Annotated in this window: 10 protein-coding genes; 8 read left to right on the top strand and 2 right to left on the bottom strand. The window is 33.8% G+C overall.

The window, feature by feature from the left end; genetic code table 11:
• Positions 1-84 precede the first annotated feature (84 nt).
• Both DW1_RS00875 and DW1_RS00880 read right to left on the bottom strand, forming a co-directional pair.
• Positions 85-1737, bottom strand: a complete 1653-nt coding sequence (locus DW1_RS00875; protein ID WP_083605440.1) for a flavin monoamine oxidase family protein — start codon at positions 1735-1737, stop codon at positions 85-87.
• A gap of 102 nt (positions 1738-1839) precedes the next feature.
• A complete protein-coding gene (locus DW1_RS00880) occupies positions 1840-2421 on the bottom strand; it encodes an S-layer homology domain-containing protein (protein ID WP_074348675.1) in 582 nt (193 codons plus the stop codon).
• A 246-nt stretch (positions 2422-2667) separates the two neighbouring features.
• Here DW1_RS00880 and DW1_RS00885 point away from each other — a divergent pair, with 246 nt between their 5' ends.
• From DW1_RS00885 to DW1_RS00920, 8 genes are all read left to right on the top strand, one after another.
• Positions 2668-6087, top strand: a complete 3420-nt coding sequence (locus DW1_RS00885; RefSeq protein ID WP_074348676.1) for a hypothetical protein — start codon at positions 2668-2670, stop codon at positions 6085-6087.
• Between the two features lie 64 nt (positions 6088-6151).
• Positions 6152-12316 (top strand): IPT/TIG domain-containing protein, encoded by a 6165-nt coding sequence (locus tag DW1_RS00890; RefSeq protein ID WP_074348677.1) that lies wholly within the window; start codon positions 6152-6154, stop codon positions 12314-12316.
• A 5-nt stretch (positions 12317-12321) separates the two neighbouring features.
• Entirely contained in the window at positions 12322-14016 is a 1695-nt protein-coding gene (locus tag DW1_RS00895) for a hypothetical protein (RefSeq protein ID WP_242942413.1), read from the top strand.
• 4 nt (positions 14017-14020) lie between these two features.
• Entirely contained in the window at positions 14021-15511 is a 1491-nt protein-coding gene (locus DW1_RS00900; protein ID WP_074348678.1) for an S-layer homology domain-containing protein, read from the top strand.
• A 139-nt stretch (positions 15512-15650) separates the two neighbouring features.
• A complete protein-coding gene (locus DW1_RS00905; protein ID WP_074348679.1) occupies positions 15651-16589 on the top strand; it encodes a protease complex subunit PrcB family protein in 939 nt (312 codons plus the stop codon).
• 51 nt (positions 16590-16640) lie between these two features.
• Entirely contained in the window at positions 16641-17810 is a 1170-nt protein-coding gene (locus tag DW1_RS00910; RefSeq protein ID WP_074348680.1) for a S41 family peptidase, read from the top strand.
• 293 nt (positions 17811-18103) lie between these two features.
• Complete coding sequence (locus DW1_RS00915; protein WP_074348681.1) at positions 18104-20989, top strand: S-layer homology domain-containing protein; 2886 nt, start codon at positions 18104-18106, stop codon at positions 20987-20989.
• Positions 20990-21077: 88 nt separating this feature from the next.
• Positions 21078-24017, top strand: coding sequence for a hypothetical protein (locus tag DW1_RS00920; RefSeq protein ID WP_074348683.1), 2940 nt, complete (start codon positions 21078-21080; stop codon positions 24015-24017).
• Positions 24018-24122 lie beyond the last annotated feature (105 nt).

Consider the following 24122-nt stretch of genomic DNA (forward strand, 5'->3'; position numbering starts at 1 on the left):
TGTGAAAACTTCGAAATTCTATTTAATTATAATTTTATTTGAATTTTATGTCAAATATTAAAACTATATAAAATTGGCCTCCAGTTAATTGTTTGACAAAAGCGCTTCCATAGCTACACCATTAGCTGCACTCATAGCAGTTTGTAAAGAACCGTTTATCCATCCATGTAAAACAGAAACATGGTCACCTGCAAAGAAGATTTTATTATTATACTCAGGGGTAGTCATTGCATACTGAAATAATCTTCTTTGTTCAGGCAATAAAAATGCAAAACCACCTAAAGACCAAGGATCATCAAACCAATTTGCATACCTCCAATCCATGACTACACTATCTAGATATCCATATGGAAGGTCATGAACCTTCTCTAATTGTCTCTTTAATTCCTCTAACTTTAAGAAGCTATGAAGATTTCCAAATCTAATAGCATCAACACTGACACTGTAAGAGCCTAATAGAACTCCGGGTTGTTTAGCACTTTTTCTATCATTTGGATACCATATAGTTGATATAGGCAAATCAGTAAAAGAGCCTCCTCCTATTATGCCTTGTTCTTGCCAAAACCTTTTATTACATAATAGAATAGCTTTCTGAGCAGGTATATAGTCAACCTCTCTTATAGCAGCCATTTTCCTATTACTGAAAAATGGATTAATATCTACATTTCTTAGATTAGAGAAAGGTATAGTGCAAACTACATAATCAAAGTCTTCCTTTTTTGAGCCTAGCATCTTTTTATTGTTGTATATGATTCCTACTTTATTTCTTTTCTCAATCTTACATATACCTTCTACCCATGTGCCCATTCTAATATCTACTTTACCCAAATCTTTAGGCTCTAAACCTATATATTCTCTAGGACTAGGGTTAGTTAATGAATTATACAAAGCATAAGGCAATAAGGAAGTTCCTCCAACAATCTCAAATATAGTAGTAAAAGATAGACTGCTGGTTTCTGTGGCAGTTTCGATATAATTATAGTAAAGGACTTGACGTGTAAAAGGAGATACGCTACCAAGCATGTCTATAGCCCCATTACTTAAGCCTAGCTTTTCTGCAACTTGCCTATGGTTAAAATAATCCCAATATTTTATGATGTCATCAGTTATTCTTCTAATATGGAGCAGTTCTATACGTAGCTCTGGAGACATTTGAAGCAATGGAGTATCAAAAGCATAGCTTAAAAGCTCCATCCAAGAAAGCTGTCTTTCCCAGTTTCTCATCCTGAACTTAGGGTATATTTCGCGTTTTACATTTTCACCCTCTGAGTCATTTCTAACACGAATATTTTTAACGTAGATAAAAGCATTAGGATTGACCTGTACAAAAGGACGGGTATTTAAGCCTAGAAGATTGATATAATGCCAGGTGGTTTCATGAGATACAGGAATTCTCATAGCCCCTAATTCTCCATAGTTTTCCCTATCAAAATAATATGTATATATTCTTCCTCCAATACGGTTTTCTCTAGCCTCAAATATTGTAATATCAAAGCCTAGCTTTCTAAGCTCAAAGGCTACAGCTAATCCTGCCACACCTGCTCCAAGTATAGCAACCTTTTTATTCTTAAAAGAGCCTGGCTTAGCTATAGTAGTTATATCTACAGGTGGACTTAAAGCATTTACGATACCAGGAAGTTCTCTAGGATCTCTTCTAGAGTTTATAAGCAATTCTTCCATTATACTATATCTTTCAAGGTTAGTAGGATTGTTAACATTATCTTGCTGCAAATACATCAACCCCTTCATGTAAATACATCAACATTAGGAATAAACACGTCACATTAAAGTATATTAGTCAACAATCCCATTAATGCACAGAAAGAAAAGAGAGTCGAATTACCTTCGACTCACTTCATTTAGCTTAACTATAAGACTTTTATCAACATATACAACCACATCTCCCCTGATAGCAGGAGTAGAAGGGTCTATACCATCTGCTATATTGATACCTAGTTCCTTAGCTTTGTCCACATAGTTTTGAGGCCACTTCTTGCTTTGGTCTACAGTTTTATCATATCCAAGGAGTCTAACTAAAATAGTTAATATTTCCCCATGAGTAATCTTATCACTTGGAGCAAATGTACCATCACCACGACCTACTATGAGACCTTGATTAACTGCTATATTAATATATCCAGCGGACCAACGATCCTTTTTTACATCCTTAAATATAGAATCCTTCTTAAACTTTTCTACTTCATCCTCCATAGCTAACAGCCTAACAGCTAAAGTAGCAAACTGCTCCCTAGTTATATTTTGCTCAAGCCCTAAGGAACCGTCTTCAAAGCCAGTTAGTATTCCCATAGCTATAAGTCTCTCAGCAGCCTCTTGCCTTTGCTTGTTCACATCACTAGAAAAAGCCACAGAGCCAAATAGAATCACGAATACTAGAACAAAAACTGTAGTTCTTTTAAACAAAATTCTCACCTCCGTATACTTTCCTTCATTATATCAAAGTAAGTTATATATTTTCATTTCAATTGTGTTACAAATTGGGTATACAGTATTGCAGGAAAAAAGGGAAATTTGTTGAATAGTAATAGATATTGGTTTTGTAATGATATTGTAATTTACACAACTAAATAATTATGACGATAATATTAATATATTGGACTCTTAGTATTTTTAAGATAAAATTAGACAGGCTAAAAGGAGAGATAAAACATGGGTACATCTATAAAACGAGGAATAGCATTTTTACTTATTAGTATTATGACTCTATCTTCATTAAATATTGTAGGAGCTGCAGAAGCTAACTCAAAAATCGACATTTTAAAAACATATCCCGCTAATAACTCCATAATATCTGAAGACTTAAAAGAGATCACATTCGAGTTTAAAGGTGATATTTTATTGAATCAGACAAATATAAAAGAAAAAATAGAAATCAATGCATATAAAATAGACAAGGATATTCCAGGATTAAATTCAGACTCTATAGATAATTATGATGTTTTCATAGAAGAAGGAAATAAACTAATACTAAAGAGATTACCTGACAAAGGGAACCTAAATGAATTCAGTTATTATACAGTTACCTTAAAAGAAAAGGTTTTAAAATTGAAAAATAATGCTGGTAAGAGCATTTATAATAAAGAAGAAAGGATAAACTTTACTACCAATAATATGGTTAAAGAAACTTTTCCCAAGAACAACCAAGGGGGAATAGACCATGAAAAAGTAGAACTTGAACCTACTATAACTTTTAAGTTTAAATACCCTATAGAAATACTAAGCAAAAATAAAATAAAAATAAGCTCAGATGGGATAGAGTTTTTGTTAGACCCAAATGAAATAAAAACATCAGGAAACAATCAAATTCTAAATATATCAATCAATGACATAGAGACAAAAGACAAGAAAAAATACAAACTGAGACCTAATACACTATACAAGGTTACCCTTGAAAAGGGAGCTGTTAAATTTAAAAACTATAATATACGAAACGAAGAAGATATTAATCTATATTTCATAACAGAGGGAGTTGGGGATATACCATACATCACCCAATATACATCTACAGTAGGCAAGCCTATGGATGATATAACTTTAATAGATAAAACAGAGCTAGGACCAGACGGGAGCATATACATACATTTTAATGAACCAGTTAGATGGGACAAAGGAAAAAAACCACTTACTAGTGATGTAATGCTCTATAAAATTCATAAGCCTACCAAGACAGAGTTTGATTACTCAAGTAAAAAAATAAATGAAACATATACATATCTTTCAGATGGCAAAACAATAATAACAGAAAATAATGAAAAGATGGAAAGAATCCCTGTATCTAAAATAGAGATATTAGAAGAATATGAAAATATAATAAAGATAACACCAATCAATCAACTACTTTCATTGAACCAATACAATCTTAAACTTAGCAAAGAATTTATAGAAAACTATAAAGCCTATAATTTAGACAAAGATATAGACTTTTATTTTTGGACGAAACCTTCTGTAGATAAACTAGATGCAAAATGGGAAACTGATAAAATGACTGCAGAATACATAAAAGAAAGTATTATATCTCCTTATAAAAAGGAGTACACACTCTATGGAGTACCACAATACACTAACATAATAGATGCTACAGATGAAAATAAAGAGAATCCAATTGTTCTTTATGCAGAAGGGGAGTTACTTCCAAAGGTTGATAATATCGGGGCTCTATCTCAAATAACATTAAGAGAAGTTTTTTTTGATGAGGAAAGTAAAGAATATAAAGACAGGTCAGATATAGGCTTCTTAAGGTACAAGCTACAATATTATCATGAAAAAGCTGGTTCAGAGTATATAAAGAAAACAAAAATCTCTCTCTATCCAAGTAAAACACTAGAAAGGGGTAAAAACTACAGACTAATAATAAACGAAGGAACATTTGAGACTCGTTCAAGACATGAGATAGAAGAATTGAGGTTAAATTTTGTAGTAGAAGGAAGTGCTAAAGACTCAGTAGGGATATATGACATAGAGCCTAGTAGGGGATTAAAAATAGGAGATATAGCTCAAGGAAAACAGGCATTTAAAATTATAGGATTTAATTTTAGCGAAAAAATAGAAAGAATTGACCTAATACCTGAAAATGATATATTAAATAAAATGAAGAAAATAACTATATGGCCTGAGGATATTAGGTTTAAGACTATTACAGAACTAGAAGTGCTTCTTAGAGGAGAAGTAGCACAACAGCTATCAAAGGAAGAAAGCATAGGTGACTATAGAGTACGAATTTATTTTGATAACTCTATATCAAAAAAGGAAATAGACTCTGAGAATTCATACTTAACAGTATTACCTAATAAAACTCCATATATCAAAGACATATATCTTACCGATTTGTGGAACTTTCAATGGCTGATTAAAGATGGTGTGACTACCAACGACTTAGAGTATTCTTCTAATTATAACTATTTAGTTCTTAAAATAGGACATGATGACGATAATATTGAGCTAAGTCCAAATCCTCTAGATAAGATATCATTAACAGCAGAAGGAAGTACAATAAATCTAGTAGACAAAAGTGGAGAAGAACCGAAGTTGATAAAAGACATACCTCAACCAGGTATATTAATCCCTATAAAAGGTTTAGCTTCTAATACTAAATATCTACTAACTATAAAGGAAGGATTAGTACAAACAGTAAATGGTTCTTCAGGAACAGAGGCCATAACGGGTATATTTTTTACAACAAGAACTAATCCCCATGTACACACTGTGTTTACAGGAAGTGTAACAGAAGATTATGATCCATCAGAACCCATATATATTAAAGGAGGAGACTTTGTAGACACATATTATGATTATGTCACTGTTTATTTCAACGATATAGAGGCACAGAGGGCAAAGATAATAAAAGATACATCTACAGGAGAAGTATTTCTAGAGGTATACCTTCCTAGAAGACTACGAGTAGGTACTTATGATATTACTATATCAAACGGTGAGAATCATAGTACGACATTAGACTCGGCATTTAGTGTAGTAAGATTAGGAGAATATTTACCAAATGAAATAGAATCACTAAAAGATAGAACAAAAATGGGAGATATAATGTCCAGCCTAACCATAAGCCACGATACCCTCCTATTAGATTCAAGATATTCAGATACGAGAAGCCTAGAACTTGATTTAGACGAATTAATGGGACAGGAAGTGTTGATTAGAAAGATCAAGTACGAGGCTCACAGGAATGATACCTTAAACAAGCTAGAGACTACGTCAATATGGGCAAATGTTACCCTAAGGGACATAAGACCAGAAGCAAATGAAAGAAGAAACGAAATAGAGATAATGGTAGGACGCACAGATCCATTGACTGTAGAGACATTAAAAGGAAAGCTAAGAGGTGCAAACATTAAATCAGAATTTATTAGTGTATCAGGAACTGGGTATAATGTATCTAACATAGAACTATCTATTCCATACAAGGATAGCGATGGTAAAAACCTAACAGCCCTAAGATACGATGAAGCTACTAGAAGATGGGAAGAAGAAATCTTCCAAGTAGACACAGTAGAAAACCGAGTCAATATAACATCATATAGAAAGGGTATATTTGTAATAGTAGAAACTCAAAATTAAGCAGTTTAGCAAATCAAGTGAAAAACTATTAATCATTATTTATTAGCGAACAAGGGGTGATTTTGTGAAGAAAGTTATATCCATATTTTTAGCAGTGATGATAATCGTTTCAGGATTTCCGGTAGCTGATATTGTTGCATTTGCAGCTGAGGGAGAACCTGTATTTACCTCAATTATAGTAAATAAAGTATTTAGAGACTTATTTGGAGTAGAAAAATACAGTATTATAATTAATGGTAACAACTTCACTGTAGATGGAAGGAATATAGTAGAAGTTGGCATAATGGGTGGTGACGGTACAGTAAAAGCCTTCACGCCAATTTATAGTTCTAAAACTATGCTTCAATATGAATTGAAACCTAGCGAATTGACAGGCAATCTGTTTATTGATGGGAAGCAAATAGATATATCTGAGCAGGATATGCCATCTATAACTAATAAAACACCAACAACTGGTATAGTAGATAGTGCAAGTAATGCAGAGATTACATTAATAGGTAGTGGGTTTAACAAGCTTTCTGGGGACCTAAAGGCTTATTTGTTTCAAGGGAACTCAAAACTTTCTACATTTACCAAAATAGATGATTCAACGATTCAGTCCACTGAATTAAAAGGGAAAACTGGAGTTTGGTCTGTTGAATTTGAGAAGAAGGGAAAAGTTGATAATCTTAAAAAAGAAAATGGAGACAATGCTGATCTTACTATTTCTCATAGATATATGGATATGTTCTCAGTACTAAATAGGCTTGATGTATCAGAAAAAATCGACCTTATCCCAACTCAAGGACCAGTAGAGAGTATTGTAATGCTTCAAGCTGATAACTTAAAACCAGCAAATGAAATGAGTATATTTTTCCTAAAGAACTTAGATGACCCTTATCTAGCTACTCATATGGGTATAAATGAAAATTACCGTAGAGATCTTAATCTACAAAAAGATATATTCAGTTTTACAGTGCCAAAAGATTTGACACCAGGATCATACTATGTTGTTCTTACAAATGAAGTGGATCCTAAGAAGGATATTAAAAGTCAAATAAAAAGCTATAAAATACTAGACTCTAAATTTACAGTAATAGACAGAAAAAACATGGTATTAATCGATAGCATAGACCCTAATAAGGGTTCTTCAAAGGGTGTTGATGCTGTAATCAAAGGCATAAACATAGCTAGAATAAGTCCTGATATTTATGAAGGTGGAAATAGAGTTGATATAGACAATACAAACACCAACAAAATGATAGTAAAATACACTGGTGGAACATATAAGATGATAGGAGAGAATGGGGTAACAGTAAGTAATCTTACTAGAGAAATAAAATTCATTGTAGGAGGAGAGGTTACCTTTAGAGAAGGTTCTAAACTAGACGAAGCTGTATATGATTATATCAATGTAAGAGTAGGAGAGAACCTAGACCAACAAAATCTTGTAAAGGATGTCATAGTTGAGATAAAAACGATCATCGAATATGAAGAAAATGGAGACACAAAAAAATCAGAAGTATTTGAAACATATACGCTGAAAGATGGATTCACCTACGAAGCACTTGACTATGTACCAAGAATCACATCAATAGTACCTGATAAAATTCCAGTAGATAATAATTTTGAGGCTATGGAAGGATTAAAGGTATCTATACTAGGAGAAAAATTCTTATTATACAGATATAAGGATGGAGAAGGCAACATAAAATACAAGTATCCTAAATTCGATTTTGGTGGGCAATTTTCCATAGATCCAAATACAGAAGATATTCAAATGAGAATACTAGATAGACAAGGAAACGAAATAGATGGTACAGAAGGTAATGATTTAGGAAATAAAATACTTCTAACTATACCTTCAGGCAAAAAGGTAAAGGAAGATGTACTTAACAGCCAACTAGATCTTAAAATTACAAACCCAATAAGAGTGCCAGATTCAGAAGATGAAGGTTCATCAGCTACCTATAAAATTGTATTTATAAAACCAGAAGGGGACAAAACACCCTTCATTACTTCAGTAACACCAAGCACTATAACGACCTCAGGGGAAAAGGGAGTACTCATAACAGGGCAAAACTTCTCCCAAAACTTCACTTTATATATGGATGGAGAGAGGATAGCGTCAGCAAATAGAAATGGTACAGGAACCGAGATAACCTTTGATGCTCCACCTAACCCAGAAGGTTATGTGCAACTAATAGTACAAAATGATGATGGGGCATTGGCTTTTTATGATAAATTTCTTTATGTAAAGACTTATACAGATCCTAAGATAAAAGATTTCAACCCAAAAAGAGGTACAGCAAATACCTTAGTTGACCTAAAAGGTGAAAACTTAGTTCCGCCTAATCCTTTTGTAAGAGATTTAGATGGTATAGGATTTATGAAATTAATAGGGACTAGAATTTTTATAGGTGGAAAAGATATAAATACCTATACTACAGATAATAAATTAAAAGAATACGAAACACCTGAAGACAATAAAATATTACAGGCTGAAGGAAATAAATTAAAATTATCAGATTATTACCATAGTATAATTCTTGAAGACGACAATGGAATATACTATAAGATATATTTTGATACTATTTCAGGAAAAACCTTATTAACTGATGGAGATAAGGACATATATACTATTACAGCTAAAGAAGGCAAGGTACTTGCGAAAAAAGGCGGAGATCCTGATGAAGAAGTCGTAGTAGACACTAAAGAAATAAAGGTTTATGGGAAGACTTTAAAGATAAAAACACCTTATGCAACAGAAATAAAAGATGGAAAAAATATCATTACAGGAAACAGAGTAAAAGTATTAAATAACAACGAGTTGTATTTTACAGTGCCGATTCTACCAAGGGACGGATACTACGATGTAGAAATAGTGAATCCTGACGAAAAGAGAGATGCGAGGAGAGGAACTGCTGGATTTAACTATTACTCTGACCCAACAGACTTGCCACCTAAAATAGAAAAGATAGATCCATCAGAAGGTTCAGTAGATGGACAATATGATATAACTATTACTGGTGAAAACTTTGTTGACAGGGGAGGAGATAAAAAAACTAGTGTAACCATAGGTGGAGTAGTTGTACCACCACAAGACATAACAGTATCACCAGATGGTAAATCTATGACAGTAAAAGTACCTAAGTACCCAGGAGACTTGTCTAAAGAAACAGACATGGACAGGAAATATGTAAATGTGGTAGTACAAAATCCAGAAGGTGGACCTTCTGACAGAAGGATAAACGGATTTGCATATGTTATTCCTACGTCTAATCCTAAAATAGACAATATATTTGAAAACAAAGGGTCAGCAGTAGGAGGATATATAGTAACCATAGAAGGCTCAGGATTTAGATACTTCGAACCATTCAAAGATTCTAATAACAATGGTATATGGGATGAAGGAGAAACTTTTACTGAAGAGAACGACAAAAACAAAAATGGAAAATGGGATGATTTGAGAAGGGGAATACCCGAAGACCTTAAAGCAGAATGGGACAAGCTTGTAGTACCAATATTACCAACCGTCTATTTTGGAGATAAGATAGCAAAGATAAAAAGCTTTACTGAGTCTACTATAGATGTAGAAGTTCCAAAAGGAATCAAAGGACCAGTACAAGTTTATATAGTAAACAATGATCGTGGAATATCCAATAAATTCACATTCACATATGAAGCGTCTAGTCCAAAGATAAATTCTATTAGACCAACGTCAGGAAGAAAAAAAGGTGGAGATAAACCAGAGATATTTGGAGAAGGATTTGCAGAGAGCAGTGTTTTAATCTATGATAACCTAAGTTCTCTACCTAAAGAGAGAAATCTAGTACAGCTACAGTTTGCTAACTTAAACGATAACAATATGACAAACGCGAACCTACCTTTAGATAATCTAGATTCAGGTAGAGTAAGAGATAGAATTGCTCAAGCTAAGGCAGGACAATTAGAGTTGAGATATGATGCAACAGGGGACGGACCAAAGCTAAGCTTGACTCTTACTGATAATAGTAAAAAATATACTGGAACTAACATTCCATATAATGATCAAGAAGTATTCATACCTTTAAACTTATTAGTAAATGATAAGGGTGAAAGGTATGAAGGAAATGAAATGGTTCGTATTAGAAGAGAGCTAATACAAGGAGCAAACAATACCTATAGAATAAGAATAGATAGAGGATTTTCACCTAGTACAGAATTAGAAAATCCAAGGCAAATAATTGTAGTTACTCCATCATACTACACAATAGGAGAAGTTCAAGTTCAATTAATAAACCCTGATGGAGGAATAGCAACAACTAAATATACTTATACAAACCCAGATAGTAAACCACAAATAAAAAACATCACAAAAGATGGACAAGAACCACAGCTTGGAAAGATAGATAACCGAGATATGAAAGTACATCAAATATCATATCGTGGAGGAAATGAACTAACAATCATAGGAGAGGATTTTAGGGAAAATGCTACAATCCTAATAGGAGATATAATGACATTTACCCCAAATCAAATAAAGTATGAGCTTTCTGATAATTACAACGAAGATAGATTAACAGTTACTATACCAGCACTAAATGAGAATCTAGTAGGGGATAAACTACATAGAGTAGTAGTAGTTAATGAAGATGGAGCATCAGCTGCATCCGATTCACTTGAACCGCCTATATATATACAGATTATTAAAGGAGAATCTGCTCCAACTATAGAAAGCATAACACCAAATAGCGGTCCAGTAAAAGGTGGTACAGAAGTTATTATAAAGGGAAAAGATTTCAGAAAAACTATGGAAGGATATGAAGGCAAAGAATTAGCTGTGTATTTTGGGGAAGTAAAAGCAGAAGTAAAAGAGGTTGCTTACAATACTATAAAAGTCATCAGTCCACCAAATATACCAGGCAAGGTTGCAGTCAAAGTAGTTAATCCTGATGGGGAATTAGCACAACCAGTAGGTACATTTACTTACCTGAGCTCACCTACCATATCATCAGTGGTAGACCCATCAGACACAAAAGAAACTACAAGAATAAGCACTATATCAGTAGAGGGTGGAGAAGTCATAAAACTTAAGGGTTCAAGCTTTTCTGTAGGAGCTAGAGTAGTATTTGCACCATCAATAAGAAAAGCGTTAGATAATGAAATAGATAGTGGAAATGCAATAAACATTGGAGGTGAGTGGTATATAATAGAATCAGGAGTAGATGGCACAGAAGTAAATGTCATAGACTCAGAAACCCTAACAGTAAAGACTCCTCAAAGTAAAGAAGGTACAAAAGGAGTCATAGTCATAAACCCAGACAAAGGAGCAAGTGATATATATCAAGACCTAGAATACGGACTGCCACAGCTTAAACCACCAACTAAAGTAGAAGCAGAGCTAGTATATGACAGGTATATAAAAGTACACTGGACACCAGTAAGCGGAGCAAAAAGCTATGAAATCTATGTAGTCATTAATGACAGACAAAAAGAGTTTATAGGGAACACTGATCTAACATCCTTTGTATACCAAGATTTAGAGCCACGAACAAGATACCAGTTTATAGTAAAGACCATAGGAGATTATGGTTCATCCTTGGGCTCTGATGAAAGTAACATAGTTAGAACAGGTAGAGTAGTAGGGCCTCCAGATACAGACAGTGGAATTACAGAAAAAACTACCACTACTAAATCTGGAGATACAGTAAATATAATAATAGGAACAAAAGATTACGATAAAAAAGATACAACAATAGACCTTACAAAAACGGAATATGCAGGAACCAACAAAATTGTTATAACTATTCCTGCCAAAATAATAGCTGCAAGAGATTCAAAAAATATAAACATAATAGGAACAGACTATAATATGTCATTTAAGCCAGATGTCTTTGGTCATTCAAATGTCATAGCAAATAGAGACAAAGATGATGCAGGTGTCAGGTTTACCATAGAAAACAATAAAGGTGACACAAAAACGGGAAGTCAAGCATCACTATCAAATCAATATTTATTATATGCAGACTTCTTCATAGGGAAGAACAGCTCAAAAATAGATAATCTTGCTTCATATATAGACTTTACTCTAGACTATGACCATGCAAAAGCAGATTTAAGAAAAGCAAAAGAAGTTTACCTAGGAAGATATAATGAATATAACGAATCTTGGGAAAGTACAATATCTGAGGTAAGAGGATTTAATAGTTCCATAAGAGCTACTATTAATAAACTGGGTAGATACACTGTATTTGGAAAGAGGGGATAGGAGTCATGATGAAAAGAATATTCAGCAGAAAAACAGCTATACTTATGCTAGTTCTAACCCTTGTATGTACTGCAATTTCATATGGAGCAGATGGCATAGCCCAATCTGACTTAAATACACCATATAGAGCAGGGTATATAGAAGGCTATATAAAAGAGATAGATTCAGAAACCATAACCATAGAAAGATATGAAGGAGGAGTATATAAAATATTACTCCCTACAACAGCAGCTTTACAAATAGACGGGCAACAGGCTAAGAGAATAGACTTCAAGCCAGGTATGGAAGTGTATGCAGAGATAAAAGGGAGAAGCATCCAGTACATGGATAGCTTCTCTACCCAGAATCTAGGCTATATAAAACCAGGTAGCAAGATGAGGACAGGAACTATAAAGTTCATAGACAGGAACCAAATCACCATAAATACACCTATGGGGAAAGATGAAACTTATTATATATCGCCTGCAACCGTAGCACTAAAAAAGGGTCAAAATGTGCCACTAAGCGTACTTTATATAGGAGATAGAGTAAAGCTTTATTTTGACAATATAACTACAGACATAATCAGCAGAATATCTATAGAGGGAGATTCAATAAAGATAGAAGACTTGTATAAAGGAAAGATAGTAACAGTAGATGAACTAGAAAATGCAATATTTCTTGAAAATGTAAAAGTTCTTTCTGAAGGGAAATGGGAAGATATAAAGGGAGGACTTAGAATAAGTTATTCATCAGACTTCCCAGTATATATAGAAGGATATGAGATACCAGCTAACAACTTAAAGTATTACAAAGGAAAAGAAATATATGCAGCTATAAAAGACTTCTTTGGAGAAGCAAAGATAGAAAGATTAGTGGTAAAGGGAGCATATGAAACCACATACTCAGACAAAATTAAAGACATAAACTGGTTTTCAGAAAACCTAGAATTAGCAAACAATAGAAATATAGCATTTAACGATGGAACAATAATAATTAAAAGCAACAGAATAGTTGATAAGTACTCACTAAACTCAAAATCAGATGGTTTTTTTATAGCAAATGGAAAAGGTAAAGGACTTGTAGCAGACGTTATATATATATATAACGAAGATATAAATAATACCAACATTGGACAAAACAATATATACGCTGGAAGATTAGATGAAATAGTAGAATATTCAGTAAAGCTAAAAAATCCTTTCCTAGTATCAAAACACCAATGGGAAGGCTTTGAAGATGCAAAGGAACTCTACTATGATAACGATACATTTATATATGACCTTGAAGAGGACAAACTCATAACCTCCAAGGAGTTCTATACAAAGAGATATGCAGTAGATGAAGACAGTGAATACGCAAAAGATCGTAATCTAAGAGACTGGTATGGATATATGTATACAGATGGAGACCGTATTAGCGTAATAGGAGTACAGGAGAAGCTTGATTCCTTACTAAGACAAAGGATGACAATAGGTACAGTAGAATCAATCATAGATAATAATCTTGTAGGCAAGGAAATTACAATAAGAGAAGCTAAGGACTGGAGTTCTAGACACGAAAAGTGGATACCAAAAGAAATGTCACTTAAAGTCAACCTAAACAAAGCGATAATAATAAAACAGGACAAGCTAATAACCTACCAAGACTTAGAAGTGGGAGACAGCCTCTATATAATTAGGGATGATTACAAAGGAAAAGTCATCATTGTGAAGGAGTGATTCAATGAAAAAAATCATAGCAGCATTTATAGCTCTAATAGTTCTTTCCACAGCTACAACCTCATGGGCAAAGCCTATAGACTTTTCAGGCGGAGTAAACAACGAATATCAATATGAAGAAATAGTATTTCTTACAGGTGAACCAATAAAGTTCACGGGCGAAGTCAAGATTACAGAGAAAGAAAAAAATAACCAAAAAACAGTCACTTATAAATTTGAACTAAAACCTGTAGATAAGTCTATAAAAGGCTCTATGAAGAAAACCATAAGCTATGAAACCTCATATACGCCAAAAAATGATAAAGGACAAACCATTGGACAAACAGAAGTATCAAAGTATAGCGAAAAAATAGTCATAGATGAAGATACATTTGAGTTAGAAGATTATCAACTGTCCCAATCAGAAGTCATAGACCAAAGACCTGCTTCTGACTTTTATTCAGGAAGTGTAAAAGGACGAAAATATTATACTATTAACAAAAACCAAGGAAAGGTAGTTGTTAATATAACAGGTGGAGATGTAGGCTATGAAAACTTCTGGGGAAGTACAGAAACTCAACTACTAAACTACACAATTGAATCCACTAGATATATCGAAGAAGAGAGCAATGACTCAATTACATGGGAAGGAACAGTAGATGTACAAGTATCAGATAGTTTAACGAAAAATCTCAGATATTCAGATAATCAAGCCAGTCTATCTAGTTTTGATGGAGGATATATAAAGACTACAAGTAGAGAGATAGTATCTAGGTATGAGTACAATTTACCGAAGATGGATGGAATCGAGCCTGCTAAGAAAGCTAGAAATAGAGGAACTACTAAGCTTTCAAAAAACATGGTTCCCAAGGTAGAACGACTAGTAGTGCCTAAATTTAGAGACTTAGGAGGGCATTGGGCAGAGAGCCATATAAGCAAGTTATACTCACTAGAAGTATTTGATGAAGTCTCTCAATTCTTTACGCCAGATATACCTATGACAAGAGTAGAATTTACAAAAGCAGTTATGAAAGCATGTAATATAAGGCCAACATTGACAGAGGAAAAGAAGTCTAGACTCAGCAGAAGAAACAAAGAAGTGGAAATATCGCCATTCATAGATATAACAACGGAAGATGAAAACTATCCATACATAAAGGAGGCATTTGATAAAGGATTAATTTATGGAGACCTAAAGGGGAATTTTACTCCTAATCAATCACTTACTAGAGCTCAAGCTATATCTATTCTAGTAAGAGCATTAGGTTTTGAAAACAGAGCTCCATCACCAGGTTACTATCTTACTTTTTCAGATAACCACCAGATACCTTCTTGGGCAAAGGATAGCATATACGTAGCCAGAGAGATAGGCTTAGTACAAGGAGACAACGGAAACAATATTTCGCCAAATAAAAATATGACAAGAGCAGAGGCTTCATCAATGTTAGTTAGGTTTATAGAAATTTTAGAAAAAGATCTGCAGAAAGATTACAGAGAAAATATAATTAATTATTAGATTTAAACAGAGTCTAGGAAAATCTAGACTCTGTTGTCATTATAAACGTAGTGGAAAATCTAATAGTATTAAAATTTGTAATATTAATGAAATATTAGATTATCCCTCCAATGATATAATATAAATGGGAGGGATGTTAATGATAAGAAAAGTTGCCATCATGTTACTCATAGCCCTCTTCCTAAGCTCATTAAGTATATATGCAGATATAAATATAAACTTTAAGGGGCATTGGGGGGAGAGTATAATAGACAAGCAATTTTTACAGGATCATTTTAATTACTTAATAAAAGAAGATACAAAAGCTTCAGATCTAGACCAGCCTATAGATAAAAAATATTTCATATTATCACTTTATACTATACTTAATGGTTATCAAAAAGAAGAGATAGACAAGAACTCTGAAAAGACTAATATTGAAAATGCAACAAAATACCTAAGGAGCAAGCAGATATTAGAGAAAGATGGTAATATCGAAGGAAAACTCACAAGAAAAGAAGCAGTAAAATATCTAGTAAAAACCTTAGAGCTTTCAAAAGAAATAGAAATATCAGATGCCAGCTTTATGCCATTTAAAGATATGCTAGGCTTAAGTGAGGAGTATAAAAAGTACATTTCCAAGGCTAGTATGATAGGTATAGTTAAAGGATATGGAGACAGTACTTTTAGACCAGAAGAAAACACTACAGTCATAGAGGGTATAATTTTTATGCAAAGGTTAAAGGGTGAGGTTGAGGAGATGAATAAGAATATTCCTTTTAAAATAGTCAAAGAGAAATGGTCTGGAATAGGAACAAACAACCTAGTGACAACTAAGCAAAGTAAGGAAAAGGTATTGGTTACTATCACTAAGGAGTTCCCAACTTCAGGATACAATCTAACAGTCAAAAGAGTGGAAAAATATGCTCAAGGTAAATACAAGATTCACGTAGATATTAAAACTCCTAAGCCAAATGATATATTACTTCAAGTTATTTCATACAAAAATATAACTATAGAAATAGACAAAAAGTTACTAGACAGTCGAAACTACACCTTCGAGATATCAAGTTCAAGTCCTGACATTAAATTAAAGTGATTTCATCATAGGCGGTAGCTAAGTATCTAATACACAAAGGAGAGGTAACAAATGGAGATAAAAAGCACACTAAAAAAAGGAATACTTATCTTACTTATATTCACTCTTATCGTATCTACACCTAGTACATTAGCTTTCGGCCAAGAAGAAAGTAGTATACAACAGCAAGAAGAGATAGATTTACAGCAAGAGTTGGAGTCTTTAGGTAATCTATTAAAGCTTATAAAAGCCAACTATGCATACGAAGTAACAGAAAAACAGCTTATAGAAGGTGCTATGAAAGGACTATTCTATAATCTTGATGATTACAGCAACTATTATACTGAAGAAGAATTTAAAGAACTTAATGAAACTGTTTCAGGAGACTTTGGGGGTATAGGATTGTATGTTACAGAAAAGAATGGGAATATAACTGTACTAACCCCTATAAAAGATACCCCAGCTTTCAAAGCAGGTATAAAGCCAGAAGATATCATGGTATCTGTAGATGATATAGACATCAGAGGAATATCATTAAAAAAAGCAACAGATCTAATGAGAGGAGAACCAGGTACAAAGGTTAAGATTGGTATAGTTCGAAGAGGAGAATCAAAGCCACTTTACTTTAACATAGTAAGAGAGCTTATACAATTAAACCCTGTAGAATATGAAATACTTAAAGATAATATAGGTTACATAAAAATAACTGAGTTCAATAATCATACACTAGAAAATGTGCTGATAGCTTTAGGAGAATTCGATAGGAACAAAATAGATAAAGTAATATTTGATGTGCGTAACAACCCTGGAGGAAGTCTAAGGGAAGTAATTGATGTGCTTAGGTTCCTAGTGCCAAGAGGTCCCATCGTTCACGTTAAATACTCTGATGGACAAATCAAAACTTACTTCTCATACAATGATGACGTGAATTTCAAGCTAGCAGTATTAACAAACAAGGGCAGTGCCAGCGCATCGGAAATATTTGCAGGAGCTATACAGGACACAGGGGTAGGTACTATCATAGGGACTACAACATACGGAAAAGGGACAGTACAGTCAATCATACCACTAGCAAATGGTGGTGGAGTTAAACTAACAGTAGCAGAGTATTTTACAGCAAAAGAAAACCCTGTAGATAAAGTTGGTATACAGCCAGATGTAGTAGTCGAAAATACAACAAAAGAAGATCTACAGCTTAAAAAGGCAATAGAGGTATTATCTAAATCTGCCACCGAACTGTAAACCAAATGTAATATAACTGTAATGTTAATTTGAGTATTTATGTTATATAATAGCTAGTGTAATAGAGAGTTAGATTATAACTCAATATTACATTTTCATTACAAACATACTTGTCTAATTGACGGACAAATATGTTAGTGCTATAATTAGGAATAGAATGCAGGTAATATACGTATTACCTGATTCTACAAGAATAAGTCAGATTGGTTTTGAAGGGGTTACTGTCTGGCTCAAAATTCCCAAATTCCTTCAAAATAAAAAACAATTATATTATATTAGGGAGGTTTTATTCAATGAAGAAAGTTTTATCATTAGTACTAGTTCTTACGTTAGTACTTGGTAGCTTCGGCTTAACTTTCGCAGCACCAAGCGATGTAGTTGGTACAGAGTACGAAGAAGCTGTAACAAGACTAGGACAACTAAAAGTACTAGAAGGTTATCCAGATGGTACATTTAAACCAGAAAACACTATAACTAGAGCAGAATTTGCTGCTGTAGTAGTTAGAGCAAGAGGATTAGAATCAGCTGCTAAAGCTTCAGTAGGCGGAACAACATTTACAGATGTTCCAGCAGGCAACTGGGCAGCAGGATACGTAAACATAGCTTCTAAATCAGGTCTTGTTAATGGTATGGGAGATGGATCATTTGCTCCAAACTCACCAGTAACTTATGAGCAAGCTGTAACTATGGTTATGAGAGCACTTGGATATGAGCAAGCAGCACAAGAAAGAGGCGGATATCCATATGGTTACCTAATCATGGCTAGCGAAACTGGTTTACTTGATTCAGTTAAAGGAGTTCAAGGTGCACCAGCTCCAAGAGGATTAGTAGCTCAATTAGTTGACAATGCACTTGAAATCCCTAAAATGATTCAAGTTGGATACGGTACACAAACAAAATGGGTAGTATCAGGAACAGAAGATACTAAAGAACAATATCTATTAGACGACCTTGGATTTGACAATATTGATGGTAGAGTTGTAAAAGTTGACGCATCTAGAAAGAAAATCACTGTTAAAAATGATGATGTAACAAAAACTTTAGAAGTTAAAGAAGGATTCGACTTTGAAGAAGCAGAAGGATTAAGAATAAAAGCATGGTATACTTCTAAAAACGAAGTTGAATTATCAAAAATATTAGACACTCCAAAATTTGACGCTGTAAAACCAGCTGATAAAAAAGTTAAACTTGTTGGAGAAAACAAAAACTATAGTCTAGCAAAAAATGCTACATTAATAGTTGACAATGATGAAGTAGAACAAAAAGACTTTAAAGCAGATTATGCTAAAGTGGCTTTTGACAAAGATGGAGACATCGTTTGGGCAAAAGGATATACTTTTGATGGCAACATAGTTGTTGAAAAAGTAGACAAATATGTAGTTGAAAGCTTTGGTTATGATGAATTAGATCTTGAAGACTTCACAATAGTTAAAGATGGAAAAACTATAACTGTAGATGACCTAGAAAAAGCTGACGTGGTATTCTACAACGAAGACGAAGGATTTGCTGTAGTAGCTAACATAGTAAAAGAAGGCGAAATCGAGAGAGTATATACTGATTCATTCAAACTAGATGGAAAAGTATATAACATCGGCGAAGCTAAGTATTTAGATGGTAGCAAACTTGGTAATTTAACTTACGACATATTAACTCAAATGAAAGATAATGAAGACGAAGTTACTGTATACTTCGACTTTGCAGGTGGAGCAAACGGAGTAGTTCTAGTAGCAGGTGCTAGAAAAGTAGAAGAAACTAGCTCAAGCTACTTCTTAGTAACAAAAACAACTGAGGATTTCACTAAGAGAAACAGCACTTACTGGACTTTAGATGTATTAAATAGCGAAGGTAAGACAGTTGCTTACGATGTAACAGACAAATTTGTTACTGACTTCAATAAAGAAGCTAAATCAGGAGAAAAATGGGCTGACGTTGTAGTAGCAGGAGACATCATCGAAATCGAACTTGATAAAGATGGAGATGTTGACTCAGTTTCTAAACTTGAGAAATTAGGAAGATACACTGATAAGTTTAAAGTAACTGCTGACTATGTAAAAGGATGGAAACTTCAACCATCAACAGTAGTATTCAGAAATGATAATGCATCAAGTCTTGCAAAACATTCTGTTATAACATTAGAAAAAGCTGAAGAAAAATTCAGCAACATATTAAAATATGATCTTTATATCGGAAGCAAAGGTAGAGTAGTTGCTATATATGCAGATGAAACAGATGCTAAGAGCGACACTACAGAATACGTTGGATTAGTAACAAGCATCAAGAATTTAACAGGTAGTTCTAAGAAAGCGGATGTTACTATCTACATTAAAGGCGAAAAACATGTATACACTACAACTCAAAAACTAATTGAAGATAACGATGTAGAAAAATATGATATAGTTAAAGTTGCTGTTGGTAACAAAACTAAAGAAATCGAAAAAATTGACAACAAGGTAACTAAAGTATCAGCAACAGTAGAGAAAGTAGACATTGGTGCAAGAGCTATAACAGCTAAAGATAAAGCTGAATATGTGTTAAGAGATGGAGGAGTTATCTATGATGCAGGTGATGACTACTCAAAACTAAACTTAAGAGACCTTAAGAAAGGTGACAAGATAACACTTTACTTCCAAGAAGGTACTAAACATGCTAATTACGTGGTAAAAGACGAAAGTGGTAAAGTTAATCCAGAAAAAGAATCTAACTTTGGTGGCGCATACACAGTTAAAGGCCAAGTATGGGTAACTATTGATGGAAAAGACTACCTATACGGTGGAGATGAAACAGCAACACAATTAAATAACCTATATACAGATAAAGTAGTTAAAGTTACTACAAAAACTGTAGATGGTTATGAAGTTGTAACTAAAATTGAAATAGTTAAGGATGAAGATCCAAAAGACCCAGAAGATCCAAAAGACCCAGAAAAAAAGGCTGGTATCGAAGTTAGTTTTTCAGAATATGTTCTTATTCAAGGAGTTATTGATGGTAAAGTTGATAACGCTGATGTAAAAACTATCTCAGCTACAAACGGTACAGATACTGTTACTGTAAGTGTAAATGCAGACAAAACTTTCCGTATTCAAAGCACTAAATTCAGATCAGGAGATAAAGTTACTTTAACTGCTTTAGATGCAGAAGGAAACGCTTTTGATGATACAAAAGAAGTAACAATAAAATAGTTTTTAAGAAGTAATGTCTGGGCAGGACTAATGTCCTGCTCAGACCAAATTAGCAAAACGAAAAATTTAAATAGGAGGTAAGTCAACAATGATAAAGTCAAACAAAAAAACATCTGTTATACTAAGTCTTGCATTGGTCCTCACGTTGATGTTCTCGAGTTTTGCAATGGCAGCTGCTCCATACGCTTATATAGGAACTAAAGCGTATACTATGGATCAGATCATAGCAGATAGAAGTGCTTTTGATACTGATGTAGACAATGCAGATCCTAAAGACATCTTAGTTGATGTTACTGTTGGAGAAGGAAAGTACTTAAACTATGGTGCTTATGTAGACGCTCTTGTAGATGGAACTGCTACTGATCCAGTAGAATTTCAATCAAGTAACCCAGCAACACCGCCTGTTGAAGGTGAATTAACAGTTGTAAAAGTAAGTGCTATTAATAAAACAGAAGTTATAGTAGAATTAGCTAATGTACCAAGTGTACTGCCAGCTCCTGGGACTTTTACAGTAGAAGATAGTAATGGAAATATTTATGCTGTTACTGGAATTGCACTAGTAGCAGGAAATGAGTACAAGTTGACATTAGGTACTTCAGTAAGTGGTAAAGGTACCCTAACAGTTAAATATGGCACTTCTCAAGCTGAATTAGCTTATGATTACACACTTGAAGGAACTACTCTTTCAATGGAGTTTTCAGATGAAAACGCTGAATTAGTGGCAGATGGTGCTGATAACACAATTGTAACAGTAAAAGTGTTAAAAGATGGTATAGTAGATGAAACTTTTGATGGTACAGTAAAATTCATGTCATTAAAAGGAGCAACTTTTGCAAAAGAAACTGTAGCATTTGACAAAGGTATTGCAAAAGTTCAATTAACATCAATGTCTTCAGCTATAGCTATTGTTGATACAATAATTGCAACTATATCAGATGCTGATGACTTTGATGCAATAGGTAAGAGTGTACAAAAGAACATTTCTTATATTCCAGTATCACAAGGTGGAGAGGTATTAGATAAGGTATTCATTACCTATGCTGAATCTGACAGAGCAAGTGATGTGTTTGTTAAGTTCAATAAAGAATTTAACTTTGATAAATTATATTTAGAAAAAGGTAAATTCAGTATATTAAGCAACGGCGTATCAAAGGCTATTGCTGACATCGTTAAAGTAGATAGCGAAACAGTGAAATTAGTTTTATTAGAAGCTAATGCATTAACTGATAATGCTATAGTTAAAGTTCAAGTTACAGGTGCAGGTCAAGCAACAAGTGTGTTAATTGACAGTGATTATAGCTTTAACTTAGTAGATCCAAAAGCTCCAGAAGCTTTAGGAGTAACTGCTCCAGATTATAGAACAATAGTTACTAGATTTACAGAGCCAGTATCAGAAACTACTGCAGAAAAACCAGAAAATTGGGTTCTAAATGGACAACAATTAACTGCTGCTGATGTGGCAATAAAAGTTGGTAAAGATGTTGCAGGTACAATTGTAGATTATGTAGCAGATGGTTCAAGTCCAGTAGATAATAGAAACTATGTAACACTTGAACTAACAGCAGCTGGTGCAGCAAAACTTAAAGCAGCTGGTAAAACAAACTTATTACAAGCATATGGTATAATGGACTATGCAGGATTAACTGATAAAACAGGTCAAAATATCGCGACAACACAAGAATTTACATTCGTAACTCCAGAAGTTCCAGGTGCTCCAACAGCAGAAATTATAATGGAATCACCAGAGCAATTTAGAGTTAAATTTGACCAACCTCTTGCAAATGTATTAGATGCAAATAACTTCGAAGTTAGATATCAAGTAGGCGAGAGATTAGATGGTACTCCAATATTCATAGGTGATGCTGATGAACCAGCAACATTAGTACCAGTTGGATTAACTAATCCAACTATGGTTGATGCGTTTGCAGCAGGAAACAATGTAGTTGTAACAGCAGTTGGTGGTTCAGCTAATGATGAATATATATTAGAATTTGCACAAGACTGGACTGTTACTTTAGATACAAAAACTACAAAAGTAAACTACTATACACCAGGTAGAAATAATCTAGAAATAAGTATAATAGCAGCACCAGCATCTGGTAATGCTGTAGAAAGCTTACTAGGAGTTCAAATGCCAGCTAATTACAAAGAAATAGAAACAATGACAAGAGATAATGTTTCAGCTGAAATAGAAGAAGCATACCAAAATGTAGCTGGAGGTAGCTATTTACAAGAGTTTACTGTAATAATGAATGAACCAGTACAAATGAATACTGGAGTAACAGCAAATGATACTAAAGAAATTACACCATCACAAACACAAGCTGATGGAGATGGAGTACCTACTCCAACATTCCAGTTCATTAGTGAAGATGAAAAGATTACTATTGATGGGGAATTAAAGACAGCTATATCAGATGATGACTACGAATTTGTAATAGTACCTAAAACTCCATTAACAGCAGGTATTTGGACAATATCAATAAGATCAATCTCTGATGATGTAGGAAACACTTCACCTACAGCAGAATATGAATTAGAAGTTATTGCTACAACTGACCCTGTTGGTAAATCAGAAATAATATGGGCAGATGCTCATGACAACGTTGATTTCTATGGTGATGGATCACTATATGATATAGTACACATCCAATTTGGTACTGAAATGTCACTAGATGCACTTAAATCAAATGTGTATACTATTAATGGTAAGATTCTACCAGTAAATACAATGATTACTTCTGTAGAAGCCTTCTATGATAGTGACGAAGATAGCTCATTAGCAACTCCAGACCTTAAAGGTACAAGAGTTACTATAGTATTGCCTAAAGAATTCTTAGGTGATATAACAGAAACTGACGGTGGTGCTGACCCATCAGACTTTGATTCTGATACTAATCCAAACAATACTCCTCATATGTTAAATGTAAGTAAAACATTAACAGATGTAGAGGGAGAAGTAATAGAAGGACCAACAGAAGTACAATTACCATATAACAAATATGCAACTATAGTAATACTTCACTAAAAAATAGCTAAGCTAATAGCTGATAAATAACAATAACCCTCTAGGATTAAGTCCTTGAGGGTTTTGTTATTTGGGCTCTTTGTCAATAGTTGGGGTGGGATATTC

It is taken from the genome of Proteiniborus sp. DW1 (assembly GCF_900095305.1).
Lineage (GTDB): Bacteria > Bacillota > Clostridia > Tissierellales > Proteiniboraceae > Proteiniborus.